22 protein-coding genes and 2 pseudogenes are annotated in these 24,837 nt (G+C 65.1%); 17 read left to right on the top strand and 7 right to left on the bottom strand.

What is annotated here, in order from left to right:
* The first annotated feature begins 115 nt into the window (after nt 1-115).
* From ABL838_RS33135 to ABL838_RS33070, 14 genes are all read left to right on the top strand, one after another.
* Nucleotides 116-883 carry a class II aldolase/adducin family protein gene (locus ABL838_RS33135; RefSeq protein WP_418125991.1) on the top strand — a complete coding sequence of 256 codons (768 nt, stop codon included), beginning with the start codon at nt 116-118 and terminating at the stop codon, nt 881-883.
* Between the two features lie 12 nt (nt 884-895).
* Complete coding sequence (locus tag ABL838_RS33130) at nt 896-1,906, top strand: 2-dehydropantoate 2-reductase (protein ID WP_418125990.1); 1,011 nt, start codon at nt 896-898, stop codon at nt 1,904-1,906.
* A gap of 142 nt (nt 1,907-2,048) precedes the next feature.
* Entirely contained in the window at nt 2,049-3,359 is a 1,311-nt protein-coding gene (locus ABL838_RS33125) for an NAD(P)/FAD-dependent oxidoreductase (protein ID WP_418125989.1), read from the top strand.
* A gap of 160 nt (nt 3,360-3,519) precedes the next feature.
* Nucleotides 3,520-3,813, top strand: coding sequence for a tripartite tricarboxylate transporter substrate-binding protein (locus tag ABL838_RS33120; protein ID WP_418125988.1), 294 nt, complete (start codon nt 3,520-3,522; stop codon nt 3,811-3,813).
* A gap of 308 nt (nt 3,814-4,121) precedes the next feature.
* On the top strand, nt 4,122-4,544 hold the full coding sequence (locus tag ABL838_RS33115; protein WP_418125987.1) for a cupin domain-containing protein: 423 nt from the start codon (nt 4,122-4,124) through the stop codon (nt 4,542-4,544).
* 166 nt (nt 4,545-4,710) lie between these two features.
* Entirely contained in the window at nt 4,711-5,946 is a 1,236-nt protein-coding gene (locus ABL838_RS33110) for an ABC transporter substrate-binding protein (RefSeq protein ID WP_418125986.1), read from the top strand.
* A 63-nt stretch (nt 5,947-6,009) separates the two neighbouring features.
* On the top strand, nt 6,010-6,894 hold the full coding sequence (locus ABL838_RS33105) for a carbohydrate ABC transporter permease (RefSeq protein WP_418126553.1): 885 nt from the start codon (nt 6,010-6,012) through the stop codon (nt 6,892-6,894).
* A gap of 48 nt (nt 6,895-6,942) precedes the next feature.
* Nucleotides 6,943-7,803: a carbohydrate ABC transporter permease gene (locus tag ABL838_RS33100; protein ID WP_418126551.1), complete on the top strand. Its 861-nt coding sequence runs from the start codon at nt 6,943-6,945 to the stop codon at nt 7,801-7,803.
* Between the two features lie 34 nt (nt 7,804-7,837).
* Nucleotides 7,838-8,932 (top strand): ABC transporter ATP-binding protein, encoded by a 1,095-nt coding sequence (locus tag ABL838_RS33095; RefSeq protein WP_418125985.1) that lies wholly within the window; start codon nt 7,838-7,840, stop codon nt 8,930-8,932.
* Nucleotides 8,933-9,115: 183 nt separating this feature from the next.
* Complete coding sequence (locus tag ABL838_RS33090) at nt 9,116-10,159, top strand: porin (RefSeq protein WP_418125984.1); 1,044 nt, start codon at nt 9,116-9,118, stop codon at nt 10,157-10,159.
* Nucleotides 10,160-10,238: 79 nt separating this feature from the next.
* Nucleotides 10,239-12,122 carry a glycoside hydrolase family 3 protein gene (locus ABL838_RS33085; RefSeq protein WP_418125983.1) on the top strand — a complete coding sequence of 628 codons (1,884 nt, stop codon included), beginning with the start codon at nt 10,239-10,241 and terminating at the stop codon, nt 12,120-12,122.
* A 52-nt stretch (nt 12,123-12,174) separates the two neighbouring features.
* Nucleotides 12,175-12,903 carry an alpha/beta fold hydrolase gene (locus tag ABL838_RS33080; protein WP_418125982.1) on the top strand — a complete coding sequence of 243 codons (729 nt, stop codon included), beginning with the start codon at nt 12,175-12,177 and terminating at the stop codon, nt 12,901-12,903.
* Between the two features lie 330 nt (nt 12,904-13,233).
* Nucleotides 13,234-14,067, top strand: coding sequence for a Bug family tripartite tricarboxylate transporter substrate binding protein (locus ABL838_RS33075; RefSeq protein ID WP_418125981.1), 834 nt, complete (start codon nt 13,234-13,236; stop codon nt 14,065-14,067).
* Nucleotides 14,068-14,156: 89 nt separating this feature from the next.
* Nucleotides 14,157-14,864, top strand: coding sequence for a substrate-binding domain-containing protein (locus ABL838_RS33070; protein ID WP_418125980.1), 708 nt, complete (start codon nt 14,157-14,159; stop codon nt 14,862-14,864).
* Nucleotides 14,865-14,880: 16 nt separating this feature from the next.
* On the opposite strand, the gene ABL838_RS33065 is transcribed toward ABL838_RS33070, so the two are convergent.
* The 5 genes from ABL838_RS33065 to ABL838_RS33045 all read right to left on the bottom strand — a co-directional run bounded on the left by ABL838_RS33065 (nt 14,881) and on the right by ABL838_RS33045 (nt 19,295).
* Nucleotides 14,881-15,825, bottom strand: a complete 945-nt coding sequence (locus ABL838_RS33065) for a LysR family transcriptional regulator (protein WP_418125979.1) — start codon at nt 15,823-15,825, stop codon at nt 14,881-14,883.
* Nucleotides 15,826-15,882: 57 nt separating this feature from the next.
* Entirely contained in the window at nt 15,883-16,872 is a 990-nt protein-coding gene (locus ABL838_RS33060; RefSeq protein ID WP_418125978.1) for a tripartite tricarboxylate transporter substrate binding protein, read from the bottom strand.
* 14 nt (nt 16,873-16,886) lie between these two features.
* The gene (locus ABL838_RS33055) at nt 16,887-17,312 is read right to left on the bottom strand and encodes a carboxymuconolactone decarboxylase family protein (protein WP_418125977.1); all 426 of its coding nucleotides are present in this window, start codon (nt 17,310-17,312) and stop codon (nt 16,887-16,889) included.
* A gap of 71 nt (nt 17,313-17,383) precedes the next feature.
* Entirely contained in the window at nt 17,384-18,304 is a 921-nt protein-coding gene (locus tag ABL838_RS33050) for an SMP-30/gluconolactonase/LRE family protein (RefSeq protein ID WP_418125976.1), read from the bottom strand.
* A 22-nt stretch (nt 18,305-18,326) separates the two neighbouring features.
* Nucleotides 18,327-19,295, bottom strand: a complete 969-nt coding sequence (locus ABL838_RS33045; protein ID WP_418125975.1) for a Bug family tripartite tricarboxylate transporter substrate binding protein — start codon at nt 19,293-19,295, stop codon at nt 18,327-18,329.
* 83 nt (nt 19,296-19,378) lie between these two features.
* On the opposite strand from ABL838_RS33045, the gene ABL838_RS33040 reads away from it, so the two are divergent.
* Nucleotides 19,379-20,299, top strand: coding sequence for a LysR substrate-binding domain-containing protein (locus tag ABL838_RS33040; RefSeq protein ID WP_418125974.1), 921 nt, complete (start codon nt 19,379-19,381; stop codon nt 20,297-20,299).
* Nucleotides 20,300-20,373: 74 nt separating this feature from the next.
* A pseudogene (locus ABL838_RS33035) lies at nt 20,374-20,490 on the top strand (IS3 family transposase); the annotation flags it as partial.
* Here ABL838_RS33035 and ABL838_RS33030 read toward each other — a convergent pair.
* Together ABL838_RS33030 and ABL838_RS33025 are read right to left on the bottom strand one after the other, a co-directional pair.
* A pseudogene (locus tag ABL838_RS33030) lies at nt 20,482-20,917 on the bottom strand (helix-turn-helix domain-containing protein); the annotation flags it as partial. The pseudogenes ABL838_RS33035 and ABL838_RS33030 overlap by 9 nt on opposite strands.
* A 150-nt stretch (nt 20,918-21,067) precedes the next feature.
* Nucleotides 21,068-22,771, bottom strand: coding sequence for a phage integrase family protein (locus ABL838_RS33025; RefSeq protein WP_418125973.1), 1,704 nt, complete (start codon nt 22,769-22,771; stop codon nt 21,068-21,070).
* Between the two features lie 237 nt (nt 22,772-23,008).
* Between ABL838_RS33025 and ABL838_RS33020 the strand changes: the two genes are divergently transcribed.
* Nucleotides 23,009-24,718 (top strand): tannase/feruloyl esterase family alpha/beta hydrolase, encoded by a 1,710-nt coding sequence (locus ABL838_RS33020; protein WP_418125972.1) that lies wholly within the window; start codon nt 23,009-23,011, stop codon nt 24,716-24,718.
* Nucleotides 24,719-24,837: the final 119 nt, after the last annotated feature.

Raw genomic sequence — 24,837 nt, 5'->3', positions numbered from 1 at the left:
GGTACCCCGCGCTTGTTCGCCTGACCGTCGCCCTCGATCCGGGACCTCCTCCGGCTTCCCGGGGATTGCCTACCGCTCCAAACGCATATCAGTGACTCAAGATAACCGATGATCCATGAACGAGCCTGTTCAATCTGACGTGCAACGTCTCGTTTCCGCCGAGGAGTGGCAACTCCGAGTCGATCTCGCGGCTTGCTATCGTCTGGTCGCTCTGCACGGCTGGAGCGATCTGGTCTTTACCCACATCAGCGTACGCATTCCAGGACCGGAGCATCATTTCCTGATCAACCCCTACGGACTGATGTTCGAGGAGATCACGGCCTCGAACCTGATCAAGGTGGACCAGAACTGCAAGAAGATCATCGACTCGCCGTATCCGGTGAATCCCGCTGGCTTCGTGATTCACAGCGCGGTGCACGCCGTGCGTGAGGACATCCAGTGCGTCCTTCACACACATACGCGCTCGGGCATTGCTGTCAGTGCGCAAAAGAACGGCATCTTGCCCATCAGCCAGCAGGCGACCTTCGTACTCTCGTCCCTGGCCTATCACGACTACGAAGGCGTCGCGATTCACGACGACGAGAAGCCGCGTCTGCAGGCGGACCTGGGGAACGCGAACTTTCTCGTGTTGCGCAACCACGGTCTTTTGACCTGTGGAAGGACCATCGCCGATGCCTTCCTCGCGATGTACACGCTCGAGACGACCTGCCAGATCCAGATCGCGGCTCAATCGGGAGGAAGTGAACTCGTCCACGTGGACCCCAAGATCCTCGCGGGAGTGGCTCACGCAACCAAGGTGCAAACCGGAGGGAAGGCGGGGGAGTTCGTTTGGCCATCGCTCCTGCGCAAGCTCGACCGGCTTGATCCAGGCTACTCTGCCTGAAGGAGTGCGACCTTGGCATCGACTGTCACCGTTCTTGGCGCGGGCTCGATCGGCGCCTTTGTCGGCGGAGCATTGCTGAGCGCCGGCGCCGACGTTCGTCTCATCGGTCGCAGCGCCATGGGGCAACGGATCTCGAAGCATGGCTTGCATGTCTCCGATCTCCACGGCTGGGACGCTTCCATTTCTGCCGACGCCGTCCGATTCTCGGATCGCGTCGACGGCATCCCGCCGAGCGATCTCTTGATCGTCGCGGTGAAGAGCGCCGACACGGAAGGCGTGCTGCCGGACATCCGGCGTCTCGCGAAGCCGGGTTCGATCGTGGCGAGCTTCCAGAACGGAGTCGACAATGTTCAGAAGCTTCGAAGCGCGCTGCCGAACCACATCGTGCTGGGAGCAATGATTCCCTTCAATGTCGTGCAGCTTCCTGACGGCCGCTTTCATCGCGCGACACTTGGCGAACTGATGGCGGAAGGCCACGAGGCATGGCATCCCTGGCTTTCGCTGTTCTCGGATGCGCGGCTCCCTTTGACGCTCCGAACCGATTTTGTGGAGGTGCAATGGGGAAAGCTCCTCCTCAACCTCAACAACCCGATCAATGCCTTGTCGGGTGAGCCGCTGCGCGTGCAGCTCTCGATCCGTGGCTACCGACGCGTGTTGGCCGCACTCGTCGAGGAGGCATTGATGGCACTTGATGCTGCTTCGATCAAGCCAGCGGCCGTCGGCGGACTTCCATGCGACAAGATTCCAGCCCTGCTTCGCCTGGAAGATCAGGAGTATCTGTCCGTGGTCCCAGCGATCTCTGCCATGGATCCCCAGGCGCGGTCGTCGATGTGGGAGGACCTGGAAGCAGGTAGGCCAACTGAAATCGACCATTTGAATGGCGAAGTGGTTCGGCTCGCGGCACGGCACGGGAGAGCGGCGGAAACGAACAGCGCGATATGCGAACTGATCCACGCCGCTGAAAAGGGTGGTGATCGGCATATGTCACCCGACGCCTTGCTCCGGGCACTCGGCCTGGAATAGTCCTCCACATCTTTGCTGGGGCTGCGCTCTGATCGCCATCCGGATGAAACCACCCGCCCCGACTCCACCGAGGACGCACTTGCTACATCGAAGCCGATCCCATTGGTTCCATTCCGCAGAGCCCTACGCGCCCAGTGCACCCTTGGAGGGTGTTCTCGACGTGGATGTTTGCGTGGTGGGTGGCGGTGTTACTGGCCTCTCGACCGCATATCACCTGAAGAATCTGGACCGGCATGTCTCGGTGGCTTTGCTCGAGAGCGAGGTGGTGGGGTTCGGTGCGAGCGGCCGCAATGCGGGGCAGCTGATCGTTGCGTTCGGCGAGAGCGACTTCAAGGCTCAGATGAAACGCCATGGCACGGCGAAATTGCGAGAGGCGTATACCTACATCCAGGAAGGCATCTCGACGATCGAAGCTCTGATCGATGAGCATGACATCGACTGCGACCATGAGCAGACTGGCTACTTCGAGATGGGGCTCAGAGCCGACGGCAATAGAACGCTTGACGAGTACCTCGCGTTTTGCCGGAAGATCGGCCAGGACTCATTCCTCGAGCCGATCCCGGAGGCGGAGGTTGCGCGCTCCTTTCAAAGTCCATACTTTGGCCGAGCCGTCTTCGATCGGCGCGGTGGCCAGTTCAATCCGCTGAAGTACCTGCGAGCTCTGAAGCTTGTGGCGCAGAGGTCGGGAGTTCAGGTTCACGAGAACAGTCCTGTGGTGTGCATCGAGCGCGAAGCAAGCTGCATCCGCCTGCATACCGGAAGCGGTACCTTGCGCTGCCAGAAGCTGGTCGTCGCAACGAACGCATATTCCCACCTTCTTCCGGGGCTTGAAGATCTGGGAATGCGGCGATCCCAGTCACCGGTGTTTGTCTACGCCAACGTGACCGAACCCCTGTCAGAGTCGCACTGGAGGGCCCTGAACTGGCCGCGCAGAGCGGGCGTCAACCTCATGTCGAAGCTGTTCTATTCTTTTGCGCCAACCCGCGATGGCCGGCTGCTCTACGTTGGTGGCTATTACGCGAGGGTTCCGCATGGCAATGAAATGTCGCCGGACATCAGCAGTGACTTCCTCAGGGAGGGGCCTCGCCATCTGGCATCCTTTTTTCCCACTCTCTCTGATCTCAGGACTGTTCAGAGCTGGGGGGGGCCGATCTCGACAACGCGGGACTTCATTCCGCATGTGGGCTTGTTTGCCGATGATCGGATCGGGTACGCAAACGGATGTTGGGGTCACGGCATGCCGCTAGGCGCCAGGAATGGACGGACTCTTGCCGGGCTCATGCTCAATCGCCAGGCAACGGATGCGGAGTCCTGGCTTGTGACTCGCAACAAAATCGATTGGCCCAGCCGGATGATCGTGTCGCCGGTGTTTCGCGGCCTGAGTGCCGCCATGCGCCGCGATATCCGAAAGATTGGACGAAAGATGCGGCCGCGACTCGTCTTCGAGAAGTAGGTGTTCCATGTGAATGCCGACGCGATCTTGACCTGCTGAACCGCATTCAGCACGCCGTCGTTGGCTCCTGGGTGCAGGGGCATTCGCTCCCCTTGCGTCGCTATTAGGGCCGCTGCAAGCTCGCGCCGAGCCTGCCTTTCACTCGCGAACGATCCGCGTCGTGGCGCCCTTCACACCGGGTGGTGGCACCGATGTGGTGGGACGCACCCTGATCATGGGCATGCAGAGCCTGCTGGGGCAGTCGCTCATCATCGACAACAAGCCCGGCGCGGGCACGGTGATCGGCACCGACATCGTGGCGAAGGCGCTGCCGGATGACTACACCCTACTGCTGACGACGTCGGCCGTCGCGATCAACGACTCCCTGGTCGATCGCCGATGCGATGGCGAACGCGGTCCAAGCTTCGTGCATTCGCGCGCTCGCGTTTCTTGTCTCCATGCCGCAGCATCCTGAGGCGGCATGTCGTGCTTCTCTCATTGCTAGTCCGCACCGGGCACCTTGACGCAGTGCGCATTTCACCTGCGATGCAGGAGCCTCGATCGCACTCGAGAGCCTGGTTGACTACTGTGCTCCGAAGGAGCAGCGGAACCGATTTTTCCTCGCACGAGGCGCTAGCCCTCTGATATGGAAGCTCCTTATTCGCAAGCGAGATGACAGTTTGATGAATACGGTATTGGACCGCATCCCCCCGGATTCCTAAAGTCCATTGCCACTCGACCAGTCTGCCGCAATCAGGTGGGCATCTACCTGGAGATGTATTTATGAAGCGTTGGGTTTCGAAGCTCCTTGCAGCGCTGCGGCCTGCAGTGGTTCCGGCATCGAGTTCTGGCGATGCGCAGGAGCGGGCGCCCGCGCTGCAGTCGCTGCCCAGCGAGCGCGTCGGCATCTCGGGAACCGTCATCGCCAAGGTCGAGCTGCCGGGCGGCTTCGGCGCTTCCAGGGAGCTCCTGCTGCGCATGCGCGAGGTCACCATTGCGCCCGGAGGCTTCCTGCCGATGCATTCGCACGCGGACCGCCCGGCAGTGGCCTATGTGCTGCAGGGGTGCATGACCGAGTACCTCGAGGGCCAGGACGAACCAGTCGTCGTCGAGGCCGGGCAGGCGTATTCGACCCATCGCCGGCCCCACGCGCTGCTCAACCGCGGCAGCGTGCCGGTCGTGTTCCTCGAGGTCGATCTGTTCTGACTTCGCCTCTGCATCCCGCATCCCGCATCCCGCATCCCGCATTCCCCGTTCCCCGTTCCCCGTTCCCCGTTCCACATTCCACATTCCACATTCCGCATTTCCGCATTTCCGCATTTCCGCATTTCCGCATTTCCGCATTTCCGCATTTCATTGCCTCGGAGTCCAGATGTTCCGCCTGACGTTCAGCCTCGCTTGTGCCGCCGCGACCCTCGTTCCTTCCTTCGTCCACGCCGCGGAGACCGTCGAGGTCATTCACTGGTGGACCAGCTCCAGCGAGACGGCAGCCGTCGGCAAGTTCAGGGAGGCTGCGAGCAGGCGCGGACTGGTCTGGAAAGACCTGGCCGTTGGCGGCGGCGACAACCAGCGCATCCTGTTGAAGGCGCGCGTGGGCAAGGGAACGCCGCCGGATGCGGCGCAGATCAACGCCGACGTGCGCAGCTATGCCGCTAACCGCGACAACCTCGCCAACCTCGACGAAGTGGCCGCCAAGGGAAAGTGGGACGAGGTGCTGCCCGAGCCCCTGCGTCGCTTCGCGCGCCAGGGCGGCAAGAGCTACGTCGCGGTGCCAGTGAATGTGCATCGCCAGAACGTCATGTGGATCAACGCAGAGGCCCTGAAGAAGCTCGGCGCCACGTCCGCGCCGAAGACCTGGGACGAGTTCTTCGCACTGGCCGACAAGGCCAAGGCCGCGGGCATGGTGCCGCTGGCAATGGGCGATGACATCTGGGTGAACTTCACCTTTATGCAGGTAGCCTTCACGACGATGAAGCCGGACGAGTTCCGCCGGGCCTTCTACGACCTGGACGACGCGCAGCTCAGAGGCCCGGGCGTGGTGAAGGCCTTCGAAGTGATGCGCAGGCTTCGCGGATACGTGGACCGCAGCGCGCCGACGCGCAAATGGAACGAGGCCACGCAGATGGTCATCCAGGGGCGGGCGCTGGCGCAGGTCATGGGTGACTTCGCCAAGGGCGAATTCAACATTGCTGGCAAGAAACCCGGCGTGGACTATCTTTGCGCGGCCGTGCCTGGCAGCGGCCGCAGCCACCTGTTCACCTCGGACGCGTTCCTCTTCTTCAAGCAGCAGAAGACCTCAAAGGCGCAGATGGACCTTGCCGAGGTGTTCATGGACCGCGACGCGCAGGTTGCGTTCAGCCAGGCGAAGGGCTCGGTGCCGGCCCGCACGGATGCTGACGTGTCGGGCTTCGACGAATGCGCCCGCCAGAGCTATGCCGATTTCGTTGCTGGCGCCAAGGACGGAACGGTCGCTGCATCCCCCAACCTGATGCAAACCCCAGCGCGCCTGGGCGCCTGGCGCGATGTGGTACTCGGCTTCTGGAACGACCCGGACATGACAGCCCAGCAGGCCGCAGCAAAGATGGCTTCGGCCGCTAAGTCGAACTGAGGCCGGGTCCGGGAACGCATCGTGACAGCAACATCTCCGTCGGGCGCATCCGCCCATCCTGAAGTGCGCGGCTTCTCCGACCGGTTCGAACGATGGCTGCCGCAGCTGGCCATCTCGCCGGCCCTGGCCGTGAGCCTGCTCTTCTTCTACGGCCTGACTGCCTGGGTCGCGGCGGTCTCGTTCACCGATTCTGCTGGCGCGATCAGCTGGAACTGGGTGGGCCTGGACCAGTACCGGCGACTGTTCTCCGACGACAACTGGTGGCGGGCCCTGTGGAATCTGGCCCTCTACCTGCCCCTGGTCGTGGGCCTGCCACTGGTGCTGGGCTGCTTCCTCGCGATCCTGCTCGACCAGAAGGTGCGGCTGGAGAACGGCATACGCACCGTCATCCTGTACCCGCTGGCGCTGAGTTGGATCGTCGCCGGCACGATCTGGCGCTGGCTGCTGTCGCCCGACACCGGCATCGAGAAGTGGCTGCACGGCATGGGCTTCGAGAACGCCCTGTTCGACTGGATCGTCCAGCCCAGGTACTCGATCTTCGCGCTGGTGGTCGTTGCCGTCTGGCACAGCACCGGCTTCGTGATGTCGATGTTTATCGCCGGCCTGCGCAGCATCGACGAGTCCGTCTTCAAGGCCGCGATGATCGATGGCGCCAGCCTGCCGCGCATCTACTGGCGCGTGGTACTGCCGGCTCTGCGGCCCACGGTGTTCAGCGCCGCGCTGATCCTGCTGCCCGCGGCACTGCGCACCTTCGACCTGGTGGTCGTACTGACGCAGGGCGGACCAGGGCAGAGCAGCGTGCTGCCGGCCTTCTACGTGTTCGACCGCTTCTTCCGGCGCGACCAGATGGGCCTGGGGTCTGCCTCGGCCATGGTGCTTCTGTTCACCTGTGCAATGGTGGCCGTGCCCTACATCCTGAGCGAGCTGAAGAAGCATCGCGGAGACTGACTCATGGCTATTCCTTCATTCCTGCGCCGTCCTGTGCAGCGCGATCGCATGCCGGGCGAGCGGCTCGGTGCGGGCCGCGCGCTGGTCTACCTGGGGCTGCTTCTCGCGGTGGCGTTCTATGCGCTGCCCGCGTGGTTCGCCGTCGTCAACTCGCTCAAGCCACTGGCCGAGCTGCAGGCCGGCAACGTGCTGGGGCTGCCGCAGCGCTGGACCATCGAGCCGTGGATCGAGGCTTGGGCCACGGCCTGCACCGGCGCCGAGCAGTGCACCGGTCTGTCGCGCTACTTCTTCGACTCGCTCATCGTGGTCGTGCCTTCCACGGTGATCTCCACGCTGTGGGGCTGCTTCAACGGCTACGTGCTGGCCAAGTGGCGCTTCCGCGGCGTTGACGGCGCGCTCTTCCTGCTGATGTTCGGCGTGTTCATGCCAGCGGCGCTGTTCGTCTTCCCGCTGTCGATGGTGTTCGCCAAGCTGCACCTGTCGCAGTCACTGTTCGGTTTGGTCGTGGTGCACACGATCTACAGCGTGCCGGTTGCGCTGTACTTCCGAAACTACTTTGTGGGTTTCCCCGGCGAGCTGATCAAGGCCGCGCGCATCGACGGCGCGGGCCTGTGGACGATCTTCCGGCGCGTGGTGCTGCCCACGGCCAAGCCGATCCTGGTGGTGGTGGGCATCATGCAGTTCACCGCGATCTGGAACGACTTCATCTTCGCGCTGGTACTCGCGCCGAGCGACCAGCAACTCGTGACTGTGGGGCTCAACAACCTGACCAACGTCCAAGAAGATGTGCCCCGCTACAACGCCTACATGGCCGCCGCGATCATCGCCGGCGCGCCAACCATGGTGCTGTACATGCTGGCCGGCAAGTACTTCGTTCGCGGGCTGACCGCGGGCGCGGTCAAGGGCTGATCGATCTAAACCTGAAAAAGAAGGAGCCACACCCATGGCCAGCGTAAGCATTCGCAACGTGCGCAGACGCTACGGTTCGGTGACCGTGCTGCACGGCATCGATATCGAAGTCGCCGATGGCGAGTTCCTGATCCTGGTGGGACCGTCCGGCTGCGGCAAGAGCACGCTGCTGTCGATGATCGCCGGGCTGGACAGCATCAGCGAGGGGGAGATCGCGATCGATAGCCGCGTCGTCAACGACGTGGGGCCGAAGGACCGCGACATTGCCATGGTGTTCCAGAGCTATGCGCTGTACCCGAGCATGACCGTCGGCGAGAACATTGCCTTCGCGATGGAGATGCGCAAGGTGCCCAAGGCCGAGCGGGAGGCCGTGGTCGAGCGCGTGGCCAGGACCCTTCAGATCGGTCACCTGCTCGATCGCCGGCCCGCGCAGCTCTCCGGCGGACAGCGCCAGCGCGTGGCGATGGGGCGGGCCCTGGCGCGCAATCCCAAGGTATTTCTCTTCGATGAGCCGCTGTCCAACCTGGACGCCAAGCTGCGCGTCGAGATGCGCGCCGAGATCAAGGCGCTGCACCAACGGCTGAAGAGCACCATCGTCTACGTGACCCACGACCAGGTCGAGGCAATGACCCTAGGCGACCGCATCGCGGTGATGAAGGACGGCCGCGTGCAGCAACTGGGCACGCCACAGGACATCTACGAGCGGCCCGCGAACCTGTACGTAGCCGCGTTCATGGGCTCGCCGACGATGAACCTGCTGCCGGTCAGGCTGCGCTCCGAATCGGGGCATTGGATGGCGGAGCTGCGTAGCGGCGACTCGTCCGTGCGACTGCCTGCAGCTCCGGCCGGATATGCGGCCACAGGGGAGCGCGACGCGGTGCTGGGACTGCGGCCTGAGCATTGGCGGCTCGCCGAAGAGGGAGAGTCCGGCGCGCTAGCCGTCACTCTCCAACTGGTGGAACCGACCGGCGCCGACACCTTCGGCTTCGCCGAAATGAACGGTCAGCGCATCGGCATCCGATTGCCGCCTAAGCCGATGCGCCATGCAGGCGAGCAGGTTCGTGTGCGGCCGGATATGGCGAGCGCCTCGCTATTCGATCCGTCGACCGAGAAGCGCATCGAGATCTAGATCCCTCTTCCATCCACCTGAAGTCGATTCAGCGGCTCGCAGCGCGCCGCTTGGATCGTTGCGCCCCGAAATCTAGCAACGACAGGCACCCATGAACCGCGACGGCATCGCGAGCGCACCGGAGGTTTACGGGTACCGGGCAAATCCAGATCCGATTCCAAACCACTACACCAGGAGACATCCTTGAACCCCCATCGAATCGCCTTCTGCATCGCCCTCGCGGCGACGGCCAGCTGCGCCAACGCGCAGTCCACCGCCACAGTGTTCGGCGTCGCGGACCTGAGCGTGCGCCGCATCACCAACGGCCCGGCAACGGTCACCGGCCTGTCCAGCGGCGGTGCGGCGGCAAGCCGCCTCGGCTTTCGCGTCGTGGAGGATCTGGGCGGCGGGTACGCGGCCAGCGCATGGCTGGAGAGCACAGTGAACTTCGACGACGGCACGACCAACGCCGCGCGTTTCTTCAACCGCCGCTCGACGGTAAGCCTCTCGGGGCCGTTCGGCGAGGTGCGGCTGGGCCACGACCTCACGCCCTCGTACACGGGCTTCGGAGAGTTCGATACCTTCGGCGTCAGCGGGCTCGCCGACCAGGGCAAGTTCTATTCGACGGCAGCCGGCGTCTTCGGCAGCGGCATCGACGCGACCGGTGTCTGGGCGCGCGCCGACAACATGGTCGAGTACCTCACGCCGAACACGCTCGGCGGCTTCTACGGGCAGCTCGCGGTTGCGATGGGCGAGGGCGCACCATCCAAGAAGTACCGCGGTGGTCGCATCGGCTACGCGCAGGGGCCGGTGCACGTGACCGCGGCCTATGGCCTGTTCGACGGCATCGGCGGCAACACGCTCAGGCGCAGTTCCGTGGCCGGCAGCTATGAGTGGGGCCCGGCGAAGTTCTACGGCTCGGTGGTACGCAATGCCTATCTCGGCGCCTCGCGGCTGGTGACGCAGGTCGGCACGGTGGTCACGGTGGCCGGGCTGCACAAGATCAAGCTCAACTACACCAGGGCCGACGCCTCGGGCGTCCTCGGCAAGGCATTGCTGGACCGCAACGACGCCGCCCAGGTGGCGATCGGCTACGCATACGACCTGTCCAAGCGGACGACGCTCTATGCGACGTATGCGGCCATCTCGAACAAGGGCGACGCCAACTTCGCGGTCGGCACGCCGCCCGCCGCCTCGCCGGGCAAGAGGTCGCGCGGCACGGAATTCGGCATCAGCCACAGGTTCTGAGGTGTGCGTGCAGCCGATGCGTTCTCTGTCCCTTCATGCGTTCGTCCGGGTGATTCGATGAGGAAGGAGCCGGCGCGCCATGCAGCCTGAACTTTGCGCGCGCAGCATCGGGCAGCTTCGGGTCGACGGACTTCTCTTCAAGGATCACAACGGCAATGGCCGGCTCGATCCCTACGAGGATTGGCGGCTAACGCCGCGGGAAAGAGCCGCCGATCTTCTCGGCCGGATGACCATCCAGGAGAAGGTCGGCGCGATGCTCCATGCGAACCCGCCGACGACGCAGGCAGCGGCGATTCCCGGTGCCGGCTCGGCCTGGGACTTCGCCTCGATGCGCGAGCTGGTCCTGCAACGGCATGTGGGAGCTTTCCTCAATCGCTTGCAGGCGCCGCCCGCGGATCTCGCTCGGCAGGCCAACGCGCTGCAAGCCCTGGCGGAGGAGGGGCGGCTCGGCATCCCGGTGATGCTTTCCTCCGATCCGCGCAGCCATTTCAGCCATTCGCAGGGCGTGAGCGTCGCAGCCGGTGGATTCACCCAATGGCCCGATGCGCCGGGCTTCGGCGCGGCCGGCGACGCAGAACTGGTACGCGCATTCGCCGACGGCGTGCGCGAGGAGTACCGCGCGGTCGGCATACGCATGGCCTTGTCGCCGATGGCGGACCTCGCGTTGCAGCCGCGTTGGCACCGCTGCAGCGGCTGCTTCGGCAGTTCGCCTGAAGACGTGCGATCGCTCGTGCAGGCCTACGTGGTAGGGATGCAAGGCGGCATGGACGGGATCGGTCCGCAAAGCGTCGTCTCCGTGGTCAAGCACTGGGTGGGCTACGGCGCGACGGGCCCCGAGGGCTTCGACGCGCATAACCACTACGGTCGGCTGCTGGATCTGCGCAGCGAGGGCATCGAGGACCATATCCGCGCCTTCACCGGTGCCTTCGAGGCTGGTGTCGGGGGAGTGATGCCTTCCTACGGCATGCCGCTCCCCGGGCTTCGGATGCCGGATGTCGCGGGCGACATCGAACAGGTCGGCATGAGCTTCAACCGTCAGATGGTCACCGGCGTGCTGCGAGGGCGCTTCGGCTTTGACGGCGTCGTGATTTCCGACTGGCATGTCACCGACGACTGCTCGCGTGCTTGTATCGAGGGTGTCGAGGAAGGCGAGCGCCCCGGCGCCGCCGACATCGCCATGCCCTGGGGGGTGGAGCACCTGGGCAGGCCCGGGCGCTTCGCCAAGGCGATCCAGGCCGGTGTCGATCAGTTCGGCGGCGCGGACGATCCACGCTGGATCATCTCTGCGGTGCGCGACGGCCTGCTGCCCCAATCGCTGATCGATCGGGCCGTCCTGCGCATCCTGGTGCAGAAATTCAGCCTGGGGCTTTTCGAGAACCCCTACGTCGATGAGGACGCGGCGGCCTGCGTCGTCGGCCGAGCGGGACTGAAGGCAATGGCGCTCGATGCACAGCGCAGGTCGCTGGTCGTCGCCAGAAACGCCGGTTCCGTGCTCCCGCTCGCTCGTGGGAGGAAGCTGTTCCTCGAAGGCATCGAGTCCCAGGCGGCCTGGGCTGCTGGCTTCACGGTGGTGGGGCGTCCGGGCGACGCCGAACTCGCCATCGTCGGCCTGCGCACGCCCCACGAACTGTTGCATCCGCAGCATTTCTTCGGTAGCCGCTACCGCGAGGGGCGTACGGGCTGGCTGGCCGGCGATGCCGATCTGGAGCGGGTGCGTGTGATTGCGGCGCAGGTGCCCACGGTAGCCAGCGTCTACATGGACCGCCCTGCGGACCTTGGCGCGCTTGAACCGCTGGTCGCTGGCATCGTCCTGCATTTCGGCCTGCAGGAACAGGCACTTTTCGAAGTGCTGTCAGGTCAGTACATGCCCGCCGGCCGCCTGCCGTTCGACCTGCCCTGGCTGCAGTCGACGCCGTCTCCGGCTGGGCTGGCCCTGCGGCGCGGAGAGAGCCTGTCGTTCTGATTCCTTCGTCCGGCGCATGTCGTGCCGGCGTCTATTTACAGGAGAAATCGCTTTGAATACATCCCCTCAACCCTTCGTCCTCGTCGCGGGCTCCGGCCATGGCGGCTGGGCCTGGCAGAAGCTCGCTGCATTGCTCACGCGGCGTGGTCATCGTGTCTATGCGCCATCGCTCACTGGGCTGGCCGACCGCTCCCATCTGATGAGCGCCGACATCACGCTGCAGACCCATGTCCGCGACATCGTCAATCTTTTCCGCTGGGAGGACCTGCGCGGTGCGGTGTTGGTCGGGCATTCGTATGCGGGCTGGGTGGCCTCGGCGGCGGCCGAGTCGCTGGAGGATCGTCTCTCGGCCATTGCCTTCGTCGACGCCTTCCTTCCCGAGAACGGCCAGCGCGGCTTCGATCTGCTCAACGACGCTCAGAGGGCTGCGGTGCTTGAGGCTCAGGCGCGTGGTGAACTCTCCCGTCCGGGGCCGACGAGCACCGCACTGAAGATCCAGAGAGTCGAGGACGCGCGCTGGCTCGATTCGAAGATCACACCGCAGCCGATCGGCGTGTCGATGCAGCCGGTCGAACTGACGGGCGCACGGGAACGCGTCGCGCGCAAGCTCTACGTGCGCACTCCGCTGTTTCCGCAGCCCCTGTTCGATGCCGCCCTTGAGCGCTGCCGCGCTGATGCAGGCTGGCAGACCGCCGTGATGGCCGACTGCGGCCACGATCCGATGGTCGACGCGCCTGAGGCTCTCGCCGATTTGCTGCTTGGGCTGCTCGAGCCCCGATGAGCACTGCTAGGCCCGCCGTGTAGCCCGCACCCGCTGCTGCCTTATTCGCAATCGCGATGACAGTGTTTCGTCCAAGGTATTGGACGCCTCCCGGCAACCTGCCTAGAGTTATCCATGGGCCGAATACGGCACGGACGCCCGAAGGATCACGACAACATGAACCCGGCTCCTGCGCTCATATCGCCTTGCGACCGCAGAACGGCGCTCAGGGCCCTGTTCGCGGCCACAGCAATTCCCTTGCTGTGGCCGCGAGGCGTACACGCAGCACCGGCCTATCCCTCGCATTCGATTAAGCTGATCGTGCCCTTCGCGCCAGGAGGCCCGAACGACGTGGCTGCGCGTTTGATCGCGCCCGCGCTCTCAATGAGCCTCGGGCAGCCCGTGGTCGTGACCAACATCGGCGGAGCGGGTGGCCGTATCGGCTCCAAAACCGTGGCTTCCTCACAGGCGGACGGCTACACGCTGATGATGGGCGGCACCAACCTCAACGTGGTGGTGCCGGCGGTCTACCCGAAACTGAACTACGACCCGGTGGCCGATTTCGAGCCGGTCGGCGCGCTCGCCAGCGATCCGATGATCATGGCCATCCACCCGGGCGTGCCCGCCGGCAGCGTCCAGGACCTGATCCGCTACAGCAGGCGCAACCCCGGCAAGCTCAACGCGGGATCCGCCCCTGGCATCGGACCGCACTTCGCTATCGAGATGTTCAAGCGGCGCACTGGTGCCGACATCACTTTCGTGCCCTACAAGGGCGCCAGCCCGGCGATCCAGGATTCGCTTGGCGGGCATCTCTCGATGGTCGTGACCAACAGGGCCGCACTTTCGCCGCTGGTTCGCAAGAACATGCTTCGCGCGCTTGCTGTGACCGGTAAGACAAGACTGGCCGAGTTTCCGGAGGTGCCCACGCTCGAGGAAAGCGGTGTCCAGGGTGTGCCATCGCTCAACTGGTACGGGCTCATGGCGCCTGCGCGAACGCCCGCGCCTGTATTGAAGACATTGCGCGCTGCGCTGGCGCAGGCGATCGCCAGCCCACAGATGGCCGAATCCATACGCACAGTCGGCATGGACCCCGCCCCCGCCGGCATCGACTTCGCGGCTGTGCTCGCCGAGCAGCGTCGCGAATGGGCAGCGATCACTCACGAAACAGGCATCACGCTGGAATGAATGCCCCGGGATTGCGCGACGGCGTCGCTCCGGGCCGCCTGCTGGATCACGAGTCACCCGCGCACAAGCGGACGAACCAGGGAGCTTCCATGAATGTCACCATCCGCGTGCTTGCCCCGCAGGCCTTTCAGATCCCACTAACTGCGGTAGGCTCGTTGTTCGAGCAAGTGGCTCGTGTCCGCGTGCAGTGGCTCTGGGGGCCGGCGGGTGGCTCCTCGCCCCAGGCGCTGGTGCAGCGGCTGGAGCGAGGCGAAGCTGCGGACGTCGTGCTGCTGCCTGCGGCGCTGCTGGCGCTGCAGGTGCAGGCCGGCCGGGTGGATGAGGGGTCTTGCACGGAGGTGATGCGCTCGCGCATCGGCGCTTGCGTGTCGCAGGATCATCCCCGCGTCGATATTGGCAGCGCGCAGGCGCTACGTCTTGCGATCGTGCAGGCGCGCGGTGTCGCCTATTCGCAGGCCGGGAGCGGTGTCTACGTCTCGCAGGTGCTGTTCGGCAAGCTCGGTATCGAGCCGGCGCAGGTGCGCGCGGTTCAGGTGCGTGATGAGCCTGTCGCCGCAGCGGTGGCGCGGGGCGACGCGGAGCTGGGCTTTCAGCAGATCAGTGAGATCCTTGGCCAGCCGGGTGTGTGCTTTGCTGGTCCGCTACCCGACGACCTACAGCACGTCACCGTGATCGCCGCGGGTAGGTCGGCGGGCGCAGCCGAGCCCGAGGCTGCGCGCAGCTTCATGCAGTTCCTTTGTTCGGCCGAAGCTGCCGGTCCCTTGGCGGACGCGGGTCTGGACTCGTGTCTTGGGTGAAGCTCCAACGGTTGGCTCAAAGAGCGGACGGAGTCCGGGTTGTCGGACTGGCATCGGCGGCCCGCACCGTAGGTTCGCCGACGCTCCAGTTCGCCAGCACTTCGTTGCGAACGCACTCCAGGAGTTCGCTCTCGTTGTCCTCGCGCCAGACGACATCGATCTGCAGTGTGCCCGCCGACGGTGGAAGCGCCACCACTCGCAGGTCTCTGCCGCCAACCTCGGCATAAGAGGCGGGCACGAGGGCCACTCCGAGGCCGTGACGAACCATCTGGAACATGCTCATCGGGTGGCGCGCCACGTGAAGCAGGCGAGGGCTGAACCCGGCCTGCATGCAGGCGGCGACAAGCGAGTCGAATAAGGCGGATCTGTGCTCACGGGAGAAGCTGATCATCGGCTCCTCGGCGAAATCCCTGAGCGTCAGCGTATCGCGCGCGGCCAGCGGGTGGGCCAACGGCATCACGAGCGAGAACCCCTCGGTGTAGAGAAGCTGGCGTGCCAGGCCGAGCGTGCTCGTGCGTGCGTGCACAAAGCCCAAGTCCAGCTTGTCGGCGGCGACGGCGCGCACCTGTTCCTGCGAGCCCATGTCGGTCACCAGTAGCTGGACTGCTGGCAGGCAGGTCCGTAGCCTGTGGATGAAGTCCGGCATGACATGATCGATGGCCGAGGTGGCCATCCCCACGCGCAGCGTCCCCCCGTCGCCCTGCGCCGCGAGCTTGGCCCTCTGGGTTGCCGCTTGCGCCTGGTCGAGGAGTTGGCGCGCGTCGCGCAGGAACGCGCGCCCGGCGTCGGTGAGCCGCACTTCGCGGCGGTTGCGAAAAAGCAGGAGCACGCCGAGCTCTTCTTCCAGCGCCTTGATCTGATGGGACAAGGGCGGCTGGCTCATGTGCAGGCGCACCGCCGCCCGGCTGAAGTTCAGCTCCTCGGCGACGGTGACGAAATAGCGAAGCTGGCGCAGATCCATGACGTCAACCATACAGGCTCGGGGATGACTCGCAAAGGCGGCCGCGACGCGCGCGGGTCACTCGGCGGCGATCTTGTTGGCCTTGATCAGCTGCGCCCAGCGCCGGGACTCGCCGGCGATGAAGGTGGCGAATTCGGTTGGTGACCCACCCACCGGGTCAGCGCCCAGCGCGACCAGCCGTGCGCGCGTCTGAGGGTCTCGCACGGCGGCCTGGACTTCGGCGGAGAGGCGTTCGACGATCGGCCGCGGTGTGCCCTTGGGAACGAAAAAGCCATTCCACTCGAGCACTTCGAAGTTCGGCAAGCCGTTTTCCGCGACGGTGGGCACCTGCGGCAGCGCGGCCATGCGCCGGGCGGAGGTGACCGCCAAGGCGCGCAGCTGCCCCGACTGCAGATAGCCCAAGGCCGAGCCGGCGTTGGCGAAGTAGGCATCCACGTGACCGCCCATGACGTCGGCCAGTGCAGGGGCGCCTCCCTTGTAGGGCACATGCAGCATGCCGGTGCGCGCCTCGCGGTTGAGCAACTCACCCGCGAGGTGGGCGGGGCTGCCAGCGCCGTAAGACGCGAACGATATCTTGCCGGGTTGGATTCGTGCGCGTGCCACGAAGGCCTTGAAGTCGGCGTCGGGCGAATTCGGCGGCACCACGAGGACGTTTGGAACGGTCAGCGCCAGCGACACCGGCACCAGGTCCGTCGCCGCATCGAAAGGCATCTTGCGCAGCAGCGGATTCACCGCGAACGTCGACGCGTCGTACAGCACGGTATAGCCGTCGGGGTCGGCCTTCGCGACTGCCTGCGCGCCGATGATGCCGCTGGCACCCGGCCGGTTATCGATGACGACCTGCGTGCGCAGCGCGGTACCGAGGCGCTGGGCAAGAATCCGGGCTGCGTTGTCGGCGCCACCCCCAGCGGAGTAGGGAACGATCAGGCGGATCGGCTTTGCGGGCCATTGTTCGGCGGCGGCCGCGAGCGGGAGGAGCGCGGCGCCTACCGTTGCGAGGGCCAGCGAGGCCAGAACACGGCGTGTGAAGGTGCGATGGAAACTCATGGCTTGAATCTTCTTCAGGCTTCGGCCGCAGCCGTTGGCGCGCGATTGATCTCGGTGCCTTCGGTGGCGAGTTCGGCCAGGACTGCCGACAGATGGTGATAGGCCGTGTTAGCCGCCGGAATGCCGCAATAGATTGCCTGCTGCAGCAGCACCTCCTTGATGTCGCACAGCGACATCTGGCTCTGCAGCGCCGCGCGCAGATGCAGCCGCAGTTCGTCCCAGCGTCCGAGCGCGATCATCGTGCCCATGACGAGGATGCGGCGCTCCCGAAGGCCCAGGTCGGGCCTCGTCCAGATCTCGCCCCAGCCGTAGCGCACGATCAGATCCTGGAAGTCGCGCGTCACGTCGGTCGTTGCCGCGCTGGCTCGATCCACGTGCGCGTCGCCCAGGACGAGGCGTCTGCGCTTCGTTCCCTTTTCGTAAAGCTCGTTGTTCGTCATGTGATGTTCCTGAAGAGGTGAATCGAAGAGTCCCCGCGCACGAGGGCCGCGCATTGCCGCGGCCGATGCGGTCACGTGAAAGAGGCCTGGCCCGGGACTGCGGCGGGCAGTTGCGCTTCCAGGATCGCGCCGGTGGACGATTCCGTCATTACCAGCGTGTTGCTCCCGGGCCGGAAGGCCAGGTTAGTGACGGTCTTGCCGCCCGGACTGCGAACGAGGTGGGTGACTTCGCCGGCCGCATTCAGCACGAACGCGGCACCGAGGCTCGCGTGCGCCACCACGAGCCCGCCTTGCGCGGTGGCGGCGAGGCCGTCGGGCCCGCTGGTGCCGAAGAAGCTCTGGAAAGCGGCCACCTTCGTGAGGCTGCCGTCGCGCATGACCGGTGCGCGCCAGACCTGGTTGCCGCGCGTGACCGCGACGAACAACACATGGCCTGAGGGATCGAGCGCAATGCCGTTCGGGCTGGGCACGTTCGCGAGCAGGAGGTCGAGCCGGCCGTCCTGGCCCAGGCGGTAGACCCGGCCCGTGGGATCGTGCAGGCCCGTCTGGCCTTGGTCCGTGAAGTACAGGCTGCCCTTCGCATCGAAGACGAGGTCGTTGACCCCCTTGAAGGATTCGCTGTTGCGATGGGCCAGCACGGGTTCGACGCCACCTCTGGCGGGGTCGAGCCTGAGGATGCCGCCCCTGTAGTCGGCGATCCAGAGGCTCCCGTCCGCATGCATCGCCATGCCGTTGGGCCAGCCGTCGTACTCCGCCACCACGCGCCATTCGAGCTGCGGCGTGATGCACAGGATCCTGCCGGAGGGAATGTCCGTCAGGTACAGGTTGCCCAGTGCATCGAATACTGGCCCTTCGAGGAAGCTGTCGACCGGCTGTCCCGGCTTGTTCGCTTCGGCCCAGGCGTTGGGCCCGGTGCGGCGAAGGTCCGCCGGCATCGTCGTGAGCACCTTGGCTTCAATGATTTCCGGAGGCGTGAAGCTGAGGTTCCACATGCGCCTGGTTCCTGATGCCGCGCTATTCCGGTTGGACGCCCGCGGCCTTGACGACGCGACCCCAGGCCTGCGTCTGGCTGCGCACGAAATCCTGGAAGGCGGCCGGCGCCATGCCGCCGACCGTCGCGCCTTGCTCGCCGAAGCGCGCGCGCAATTCGGGTGACTCCAGCGCACGCTTGACCTCGGCCTGCATCTTCTCGATGACTGGCTGGGGCGTTCCCTTCGGGGCGGCGACGCCGAACCAGTTGGTTGCGGTGAAGTCCTTCAGGCCCGCTTCGGCGCTGGTGGGCGTATCTGGAAGCGCGGCGATTCTCTGCGGCGCCGTCACCAGCAGCGCCCGCACCTTCGCGCCCTTGACCTGGGCGATCGCGGTCGGCGATGCGGTCACCAGCACATCGACCTGGCCGGACACCACGCCGAGCAGCGCTTCGCCCGCGCCCTTGTAAGGGACGTGCGTCAGCGCGAGCTGCGCGTTCTGCTTGAGCAGTTCTCCGCCGAGGTGTGTGGAGCTTCCCATCCCGCCGGAGCCGAAGGTCAGCTGGCCGGGGTTGCGGCGTGCAGCGTCGATGAGGTCCTTGATGGTCTTGTACGGCGAGCCCGCGCCGACCAGCACGACCAGCGGCGTATCGACGATGTTCGTGACAGGTACCAGGCCGTTCGCGTGGTCCCACGGCAGCTTCCTGAACAGATGCGGAAGCATGGCGTAGGTGGTGTCGTTGATGAGGAAGGTATTGCCGTCGGGCGCCGACTTGGCCACCAGGTCCGAGCCGATCGTGCCGCTGGCTCCGGCCTTGTTCTCGACGTAGAAGGTCTTGCCCGTCTGCACCGTGAGGGCCTGTGCGATCTGGCGCGCCGCGTAGTCGGTGGTGCCGCCGGGCGGGTAGGGAACGACCAGCTTGACGGTGCGGCTCGGCCAGCTTTCCGTTTGGGCATGGGCGATGGCCGTGCAGAGTGTCAGGGCCGCCAGGAGTGCGGTGGATATGCGTCGCATGGGCTTGTCTCGTTGTCTGGAGCGCCGAAGATAGGCGAGCACCGGGCTGCAAGACAAATGACAAATTTCGGTCGCTATCATCGATGGCATCGATTCGTGCGACCGGCAGGTTGAAATGCATGGAACTCCGACACCTACGCTACTTCCTTGCACTGGCGGAACGCCTCAGTTTCACGCAGGCTGCCGTGCAACTCCACGTCACCCAGTCGACGCTGTCGCACCAGATCAGCCAACTGGAGAGCGAGCTGGGCCAACAGCTGTTCGATCGCAGCGCGCGTCGTGTCACGCTCACGGCCGCGGGCGAACTCTTCCTGCCGCAGGCGGCGAAGGCGCTCGCCGAGATCGATGTCGGCATCGCGCTGATCGGTGCGCCCGAGAAGGCGTTCGAGGGAACGCTCTCGCTGGGCACGACCATGACGCTGAACATGGGACTCGTGCCGAAGTGCCTCGCACAGTTCTCCCGCGCCCATCCATCGATGCGCCTGATGGTCGAGGAGAACACCGCGGACGACCTGATCGCCGACATGCTCGCAGGCCGTCTGGACCTGATCCTCGCGTACAGGCCCTTCGAACTCGAAGGCCTCTTGTTCGAGCCGCTCTATTCGGAAGAGTTGGTGGTCGCAGTCAACCAGAAGCATCCTTTCGCCAGGCGCCGGCGTCTTCGCATGATCGAACTGCATGGACGCGACATGGCCTTGCCGGCGCGCAAGTACACGACCCGCATGCAGATCGACGAGGCACTTCGTGCGGCCGGTGCGCAGCCGCACGTCGTGGTGGAGACGTCGTCCATTGCTGGGATGCTCGCGCTGGTGCAGGAGGCGCCGATGGCGACCATCGTCTCGCGCAGTGCTCTGGCAGATCACCTCGGCTTGGTCGCAATCCCGCTGGAGGGCCCATCGCTGCAACGCACGCCGGGTCTGCTATGGCCCGAAGGCCAAGTGCGGACGCCGACGACCGCCGCGTTCGCGGCCATCGTCCGCCGCGTGGCACAGTCGATGAAGTAGCAGGCCCGAGCTCGCTAACGGGTTTGGACTTACTAAGCGACCGGCCACTCGGCGGTGAGTTACGGCTTGGCCAAATGCTGATTAGCGATGCGAGGCGCCTGCGTGAACTGGAGGCGGAGAACAACAAGCTCAAGAAGCTGCTGGCCGAAGCCCACCTGGACATTCACGCGCTGAACACCGCCTTCGGGGTAACACGAACGCCGGTTGCGCGGCTGGTGGATCGTCGTGGCCCGCTGTTTGCGGGGAGTCCAGAGACCTGCGGCCATCATCAGCAACCTGATGGTCTCCTTGGCCAGCGGCAGGCCGTGGCACTCGCGCAGCTCCTCGCATGCCAGCGTGGGCCCGAAGTCAGCGTAGCGCTCTTGATCAGCGTAGTCGCGCTTTGGGCCAGGCCAGGTGCCAGTTGACGGTTGCTGGGGCGGCCTCGCTTTCGCGAGACCAGCCCGGAAGCGCCTTCGTCCTTGTAGCGCTGGACCAGCCGCTCGAGCTGACGTCGGCTCAGCCCCAGCCGCTGCGCCGCTTGGCAACCCGCAGCATCCGGCCGACCACCGCCTGGATGGTTTTGAGGCGATCGACTTCGCGCATCGTCATAGTGATCGTCGCAGCAGGCGTCGCCATGGCCATGCCTCCGAGCTCGGGGCAGCCGACTTTGCGACATTTGAACTTTGCTGGAATGCGACATTACAACTTTGCTCCCACACATGGAATTTATATAATTTATATTATGTTAAATAAAGCAACTGGTTAGCCCCTTAAACGAGCAGTAACCTACGCCGCGCTGGAGGAGCGAGCCGGAAAAGCCTCTCCCATTTGCCGCGCCCTCTTGACCTCGTCCGTATGCAGGTACACCGAGGTGGTCGCTACCGAGGCGTGCCGCAAGTTGTCTCGCACGGTCACCAGTTCGGCGCCACGTGCCAAGGCATGGGTTGCATGGGTATGCCGCATCCAGTGTGGGGTTGCGCGTCTGAGCTTGTCTGCAGTGGACGCGTTCACCTTTTCCAGCGCGTGTGCGGCGTGAAGGAAAAAGCGGCGCATCACGGACCACAGGCGCGATGCACCGATACCGGTTTCGTCCTCGGCCAAGCCAGGTATCAGGGCGGTCTTGGGGCTCCAGTGCGCCGGGGACACCGGCAAACCCCGCTGCGCCAAATACTGGTCAAGCGCACCACGGGCCAGCAGCGGCAAGGCGACTCTGCCGTACTTGAGGCCTTTGCCCACAACTCTCAGCCAAACATCGCCCTGAGCATCGTGCTCGATGTCGCCCAGTCGAGCGTCGGCCATTTCACTGGGTCGAAGGCCTGTCGCGTACCAGAAATCCAGCACGAAGCGCAGTCGCTGGGCCCCCTCCCTGCTCCAACCACCGATCCATTCGATGCCGTCGGCCGTGGTACGGATCAGTGTCCAGTCGTGTTCTGTGAACACTCGGGATCCATCGAATGCACCGCTGCGCCCCGCACCCTTGACCTTCACGCCGGCGAAGGGATTGGCCAGCGCGTAGCGCTGCTCGATCAGCCAGCGGTACAACGCCCCGATCACGGACAGTGCATATGCGATCGAACGCGGCGCCAGCGCGCCCTGGAAGGGCCTCCACTCGAAGGAGGTGCGTGGCCGTACCGGACCGACCCATCGATCCTGCGGAGATGGTCGACGCAAGAAGGCGCGGTATGCGATGGCATCTTCCGTCGTCAATGACGACAGCGCCTTGCCACGCTCGAGGATGGCCCACAGCATGAGCCGCTCGGCCTCCTTTCGATAGGCTCGCTGCGTGGCTGCGGATTCCTGCAGCGAAAGCCAGGCCTGGACTGCCTGGTAGTCGTCTTGCGCCGACAGTGTGCAGGTGGCCTGTGGGGCCCTGAAGGCACCTCTGGAGCCATCGACCTCCTGCGGCACAACCAAGTGCTCCCAAGGCGAAATCTCGGTCCTGGGCATGACCACCAGCGCCCTCGCCCGCTCGGTCAGGACAGGGTTCGCAGCAAAGAACTCCTCGATCTGGCATGCGCTGCGTGCCCCCAGTCCGGGCACGGCAGCCCACCATCTGCGCCGGCGCGGCACCCGGACCGTCAGATCCGCAAGCGTCCGAATGCCGCAGCCTTGCAGAGCACGCGCTGCGCGCACCGGCAGCCAGCGATCGACAGCATCGGTCACCATCGGTACGGGCACCGGCAACTGCCGCAGCTTTTCGATCGCGTCTCGCACCGCCCGAGCACGCACCTCCCGCTCCGCTGCAGGATGAGTGATCAACGAGGCCAGGTCGTCCCGGTGCCGCCGCCGCGCGTACTGCGCCAGTTGGCGCCGGATTCCTCCCAGGATAGCGCGGGACGACTGGCCCGTCGCCCTGCTCTGCCCGAGGTATTGGGCCACCGCAACCCGAGCCGACAGGCCGGCATACCACGCACGCAGCGCAGCCAACTGCGACGGGGTCGGGAACTCACCGCTTTCTGCGCCGCCTCCACATGCTGTGGTCATTTCCATGCTCGCCAGTTTAGCCAATCGAAGAAGCTATCGTGATAAGAATACTTATCTGCATAGCATTGATTTCGAACGCGTCGAGCCATGCCTGGCAGGCCCGGTGCCGCGTTCAAATGGCGTTCCGGGCCGCCCACACGGCAGCCTTGCGAACACGCCTGGTCAATGTGGACCACCGCATGTCTGTGTACATTGGTGCTGCGACCACGACAGCTGGTTGAATTCAAGGAATCTGGAGACACCATGAATCAGCTCAATATCCGGGCACTCTTGCGTGCCGGCTTCGCACTGCTTGCGTTGACCCTGTCGGCGTGTGGCTCGGCCCCGACCGCCGACAAGCTCGCAGGCTCCTGCGCCGACCTTGCCCGCCATGCCGTCGCACCGGGCGCGATGGCTTTGCCCAGCGGCAAGGCCTTGATCACGTCGGCTGTTCTTGTTCCAGCCTCGGCCGCGACCGTTGGCGGCGGCGCGTTCACGCCTGCGCTTCCGCAGTTCTGCAAGGTCAGCGGAACGATTGCATCGCGCGACCCCGCAGCCCAGGCGATCAATTTCCAATTGAACCTGCCGACGACTTGGAACGGCAAGGCCGTCCAGTACGGGGGCGGAGGCTTCAATGGCGTGCTGATCACGGGCTTGACGCCTCTGCGAGATGCGGCGCCGGACGACGCTCTCCCGATCGCGCGAGGCTATGCGACCTTCGGCCAAGACTCCGGCCACCAATCCTCGGCATTCCCCGCTGGCGAGCCCGGCGCCTTTGCAATGAACGACGAGATGCTTGAGAACTTCGCCTTCGCCTCGTACAAGAAGGTAAAGGATGTGGCCGTGGACGTCATGGGCGCGTACTACGCGCGTGCACCGCAGCGCATGTACTACTTCGGTGGCTCCGAAGGGGGGCGTGAAGGGCTGACCATGGCACAGCGGTTTCCGGCCGACTACGACGGCATCGTCAGCGTCGTTCCCGTGATCAACTGGACCGGCCTTTTCCACGCCTTCGTTCGAAACCAGGTCCCGCAACAGAAGGACTGGCTGCAGGCCGGGAAGGTGGCGCTCATCGCCAAGGCCACCTCCGAGGCTTGCGATGCGCTGGACGGGCTGGCGGACGGCGTCGTGAACAACTACATGGGCTGCCAAGCCCGGGTGGACTTGCAGCCCCTGCGCTGCCCTGACGGCAACGATGCGGGCACGCACTGCCTGTCCGACGCCGAGCTGCGCCTGATGCGAGCCGTCCACTCCCCCTACGTATTTCCCTTCACCATCGCCAACGGCCTCACGACCTATCCCCAATGGCTCTACGGCCACGAGGACAGCCTCGATGGCCCCTCCGCCGTCAGCATGGTGCGCTGGGTGACCGGCTCCGCGGCCCCCGCGGTGCCTCCGGACGCCGCACGCAACTCCACGCAGTGGATCTATGGGAGCAGTTGGATCCGTTATGGGATCGCGCGCGACAAGAACTACGACGTGCGCCACTACCGCCCCGAGGACTTCCGCGAGCGGGTGCAGGCGACCTCGGCGCTGATGGACTCCACGAACCCGGACCTCTCGGCTTTCTTCGCTCGCGGCGGCAAGCTGATCCTTCGAGAGAATGCGGGAGATCGCGCGCAGAGTGCGCTCATGGGCATCCAGTATCACGATGCCCTCGTGGCGCGCATGGGCGCCGCGGCAACCGAACGGTCTGTGCGGCTTTACGTCTCGCCCGGGTCGACGCATTCCGGCAACTCCCGCGCGGTCGCGGGCGGGCCGGCGCTACCGACCATGGTGGACCTGCTGGGTCCGTTGGACCGGTGGGTGAGCGCCGGCGACGCACCCCCGAATGCGCTGGTGCAGGTCGTGAAGGCGCCCCTTCCGCCGTTTGCGATGCAAGCCTCGCGCCCCATGTGCCGCTATCCCGGCTACCCGCACTACATCGGCGGTGACCGTGCACAGGCGTCCAGCTACGAGTGCCGGCATCCCTGAACAGCGGCAAGGAGGTCCGAACTTATAGGAACCCAGACGGCTGCATTCGCCGAGCTTCGCGCGGTGGGCAGTCCGCCGGCCCTGTCGAAGGGACTGGACTGGCTCTCGAAGCTGGTCGG

It is taken from the genome of Variovorax sp. 160MFSha2.1 (genome assembly GCF_048305075.1).
In the GTDB taxonomy this organism is placed as follows: domain Bacteria; phylum Pseudomonadota; class Gammaproteobacteria; order Burkholderiales; family Burkholderiaceae_C; genus Variovorax; species Variovorax guangxiensis.
The sequence above is the reverse complement of the archived record's forward strand: the minus strand, read 5'-3'. Positions and strand labels throughout refer to the sequence as shown.

What these genes read in the sequence shown, in the direction of transcription:
- ABL838_RS33040 (WP_418125974.1), top strand. Translation starts at nt 19,379, where the DNA reads ATGGCATCGATTCGTGCGACCGGCAGGTTGAAATGCATGGAACTCCGA.
- ABL838_RS33020 (WP_418125972.1), top strand. Translation starts at nt 23,009, where the DNA reads ATGAATCAGCTCAATATCCGGGCACTCTTGCGTGCCGGCTTCGCACTG.
- ABL838_RS33100 (WP_418126551.1), top strand. Translation starts at nt 6,943, where the DNA reads ATGCCGGGCGAGCGGCTCGGTGCGGGCCGCGCGCTGGTCTACCTGGGG.
- ABL838_RS33050 (WP_418125976.1), bottom strand. Translation starts at nt 18,304, where the DNA reads ATGTGGAACCTCAGCTTCACGCCTCCGGAAATCATTGAAGCCAAGGTG.
- ABL838_RS33095 (WP_418125985.1), top strand. Translation starts at nt 7,838, where the DNA reads ATGGCCAGCGTAAGCATTCGCAACGTGCGCAGACGCTACGGTTCGGTG.
- ABL838_RS33060 (WP_418125978.1), bottom strand. Translation starts at nt 16,872, where the DNA reads ATGAGTTTCCATCGCACCTTCACACGCCGTGTTCTGGCCTCGCTGGCC.
- ABL838_RS33025 (WP_418125973.1), bottom strand. Translation starts at nt 22,771, where the DNA reads ATGGAAATGACCACAGCATGTGGAGGCGGCGCAGAAAGCGGTGAGTTC.
- ABL838_RS33045 (WP_418125975.1), bottom strand. Translation starts at nt 19,295, where the DNA reads ATGCGACGCATATCCACCGCACTCCTGGCGGCCCTGACACTCTGCACG.
- ABL838_RS33110 (WP_418125986.1), top strand. Translation starts at nt 4,711, where the DNA reads ATGTTCCGCCTGACGTTCAGCCTCGCTTGTGCCGCCGCGACCCTCGTT.
- ABL838_RS33070 (WP_418125980.1), top strand. Translation starts at nt 14,157, where the DNA reads ATGAATGTCACCATCCGCGTGCTTGCCCCGCAGGCCTTTCAGATCCCA.
- ABL838_RS33065 (WP_418125979.1), bottom strand. Translation starts at nt 15,825, where the DNA reads ATGGATCTGCGCCAGCTTCGCTATTTCGTCACCGTCGCCGAGGAGCTG.
- ABL838_RS33135 (WP_418125991.1), top strand. Translation starts at nt 116, where the DNA reads ATGAACGAGCCTGTTCAATCTGACGTGCAACGTCTCGTTTCCGCCGAG.
- ABL838_RS33085 (WP_418125983.1), top strand. Translation starts at nt 10,239, where the DNA reads ATGCAGCCTGAACTTTGCGCGCGCAGCATCGGGCAGCTTCGGGTCGAC.
- ABL838_RS33055 (WP_418125977.1), bottom strand. Translation starts at nt 17,312, where the DNA reads ATGACGAACAACGAGCTTTACGAAAAGGGAACGAAGCGCAGACGCCTC.
- ABL838_RS33115 (WP_418125987.1), top strand. Translation starts at nt 4,122, where the DNA reads ATGAAGCGTTGGGTTTCGAAGCTCCTTGCAGCGCTGCGGCCTGCAGTG.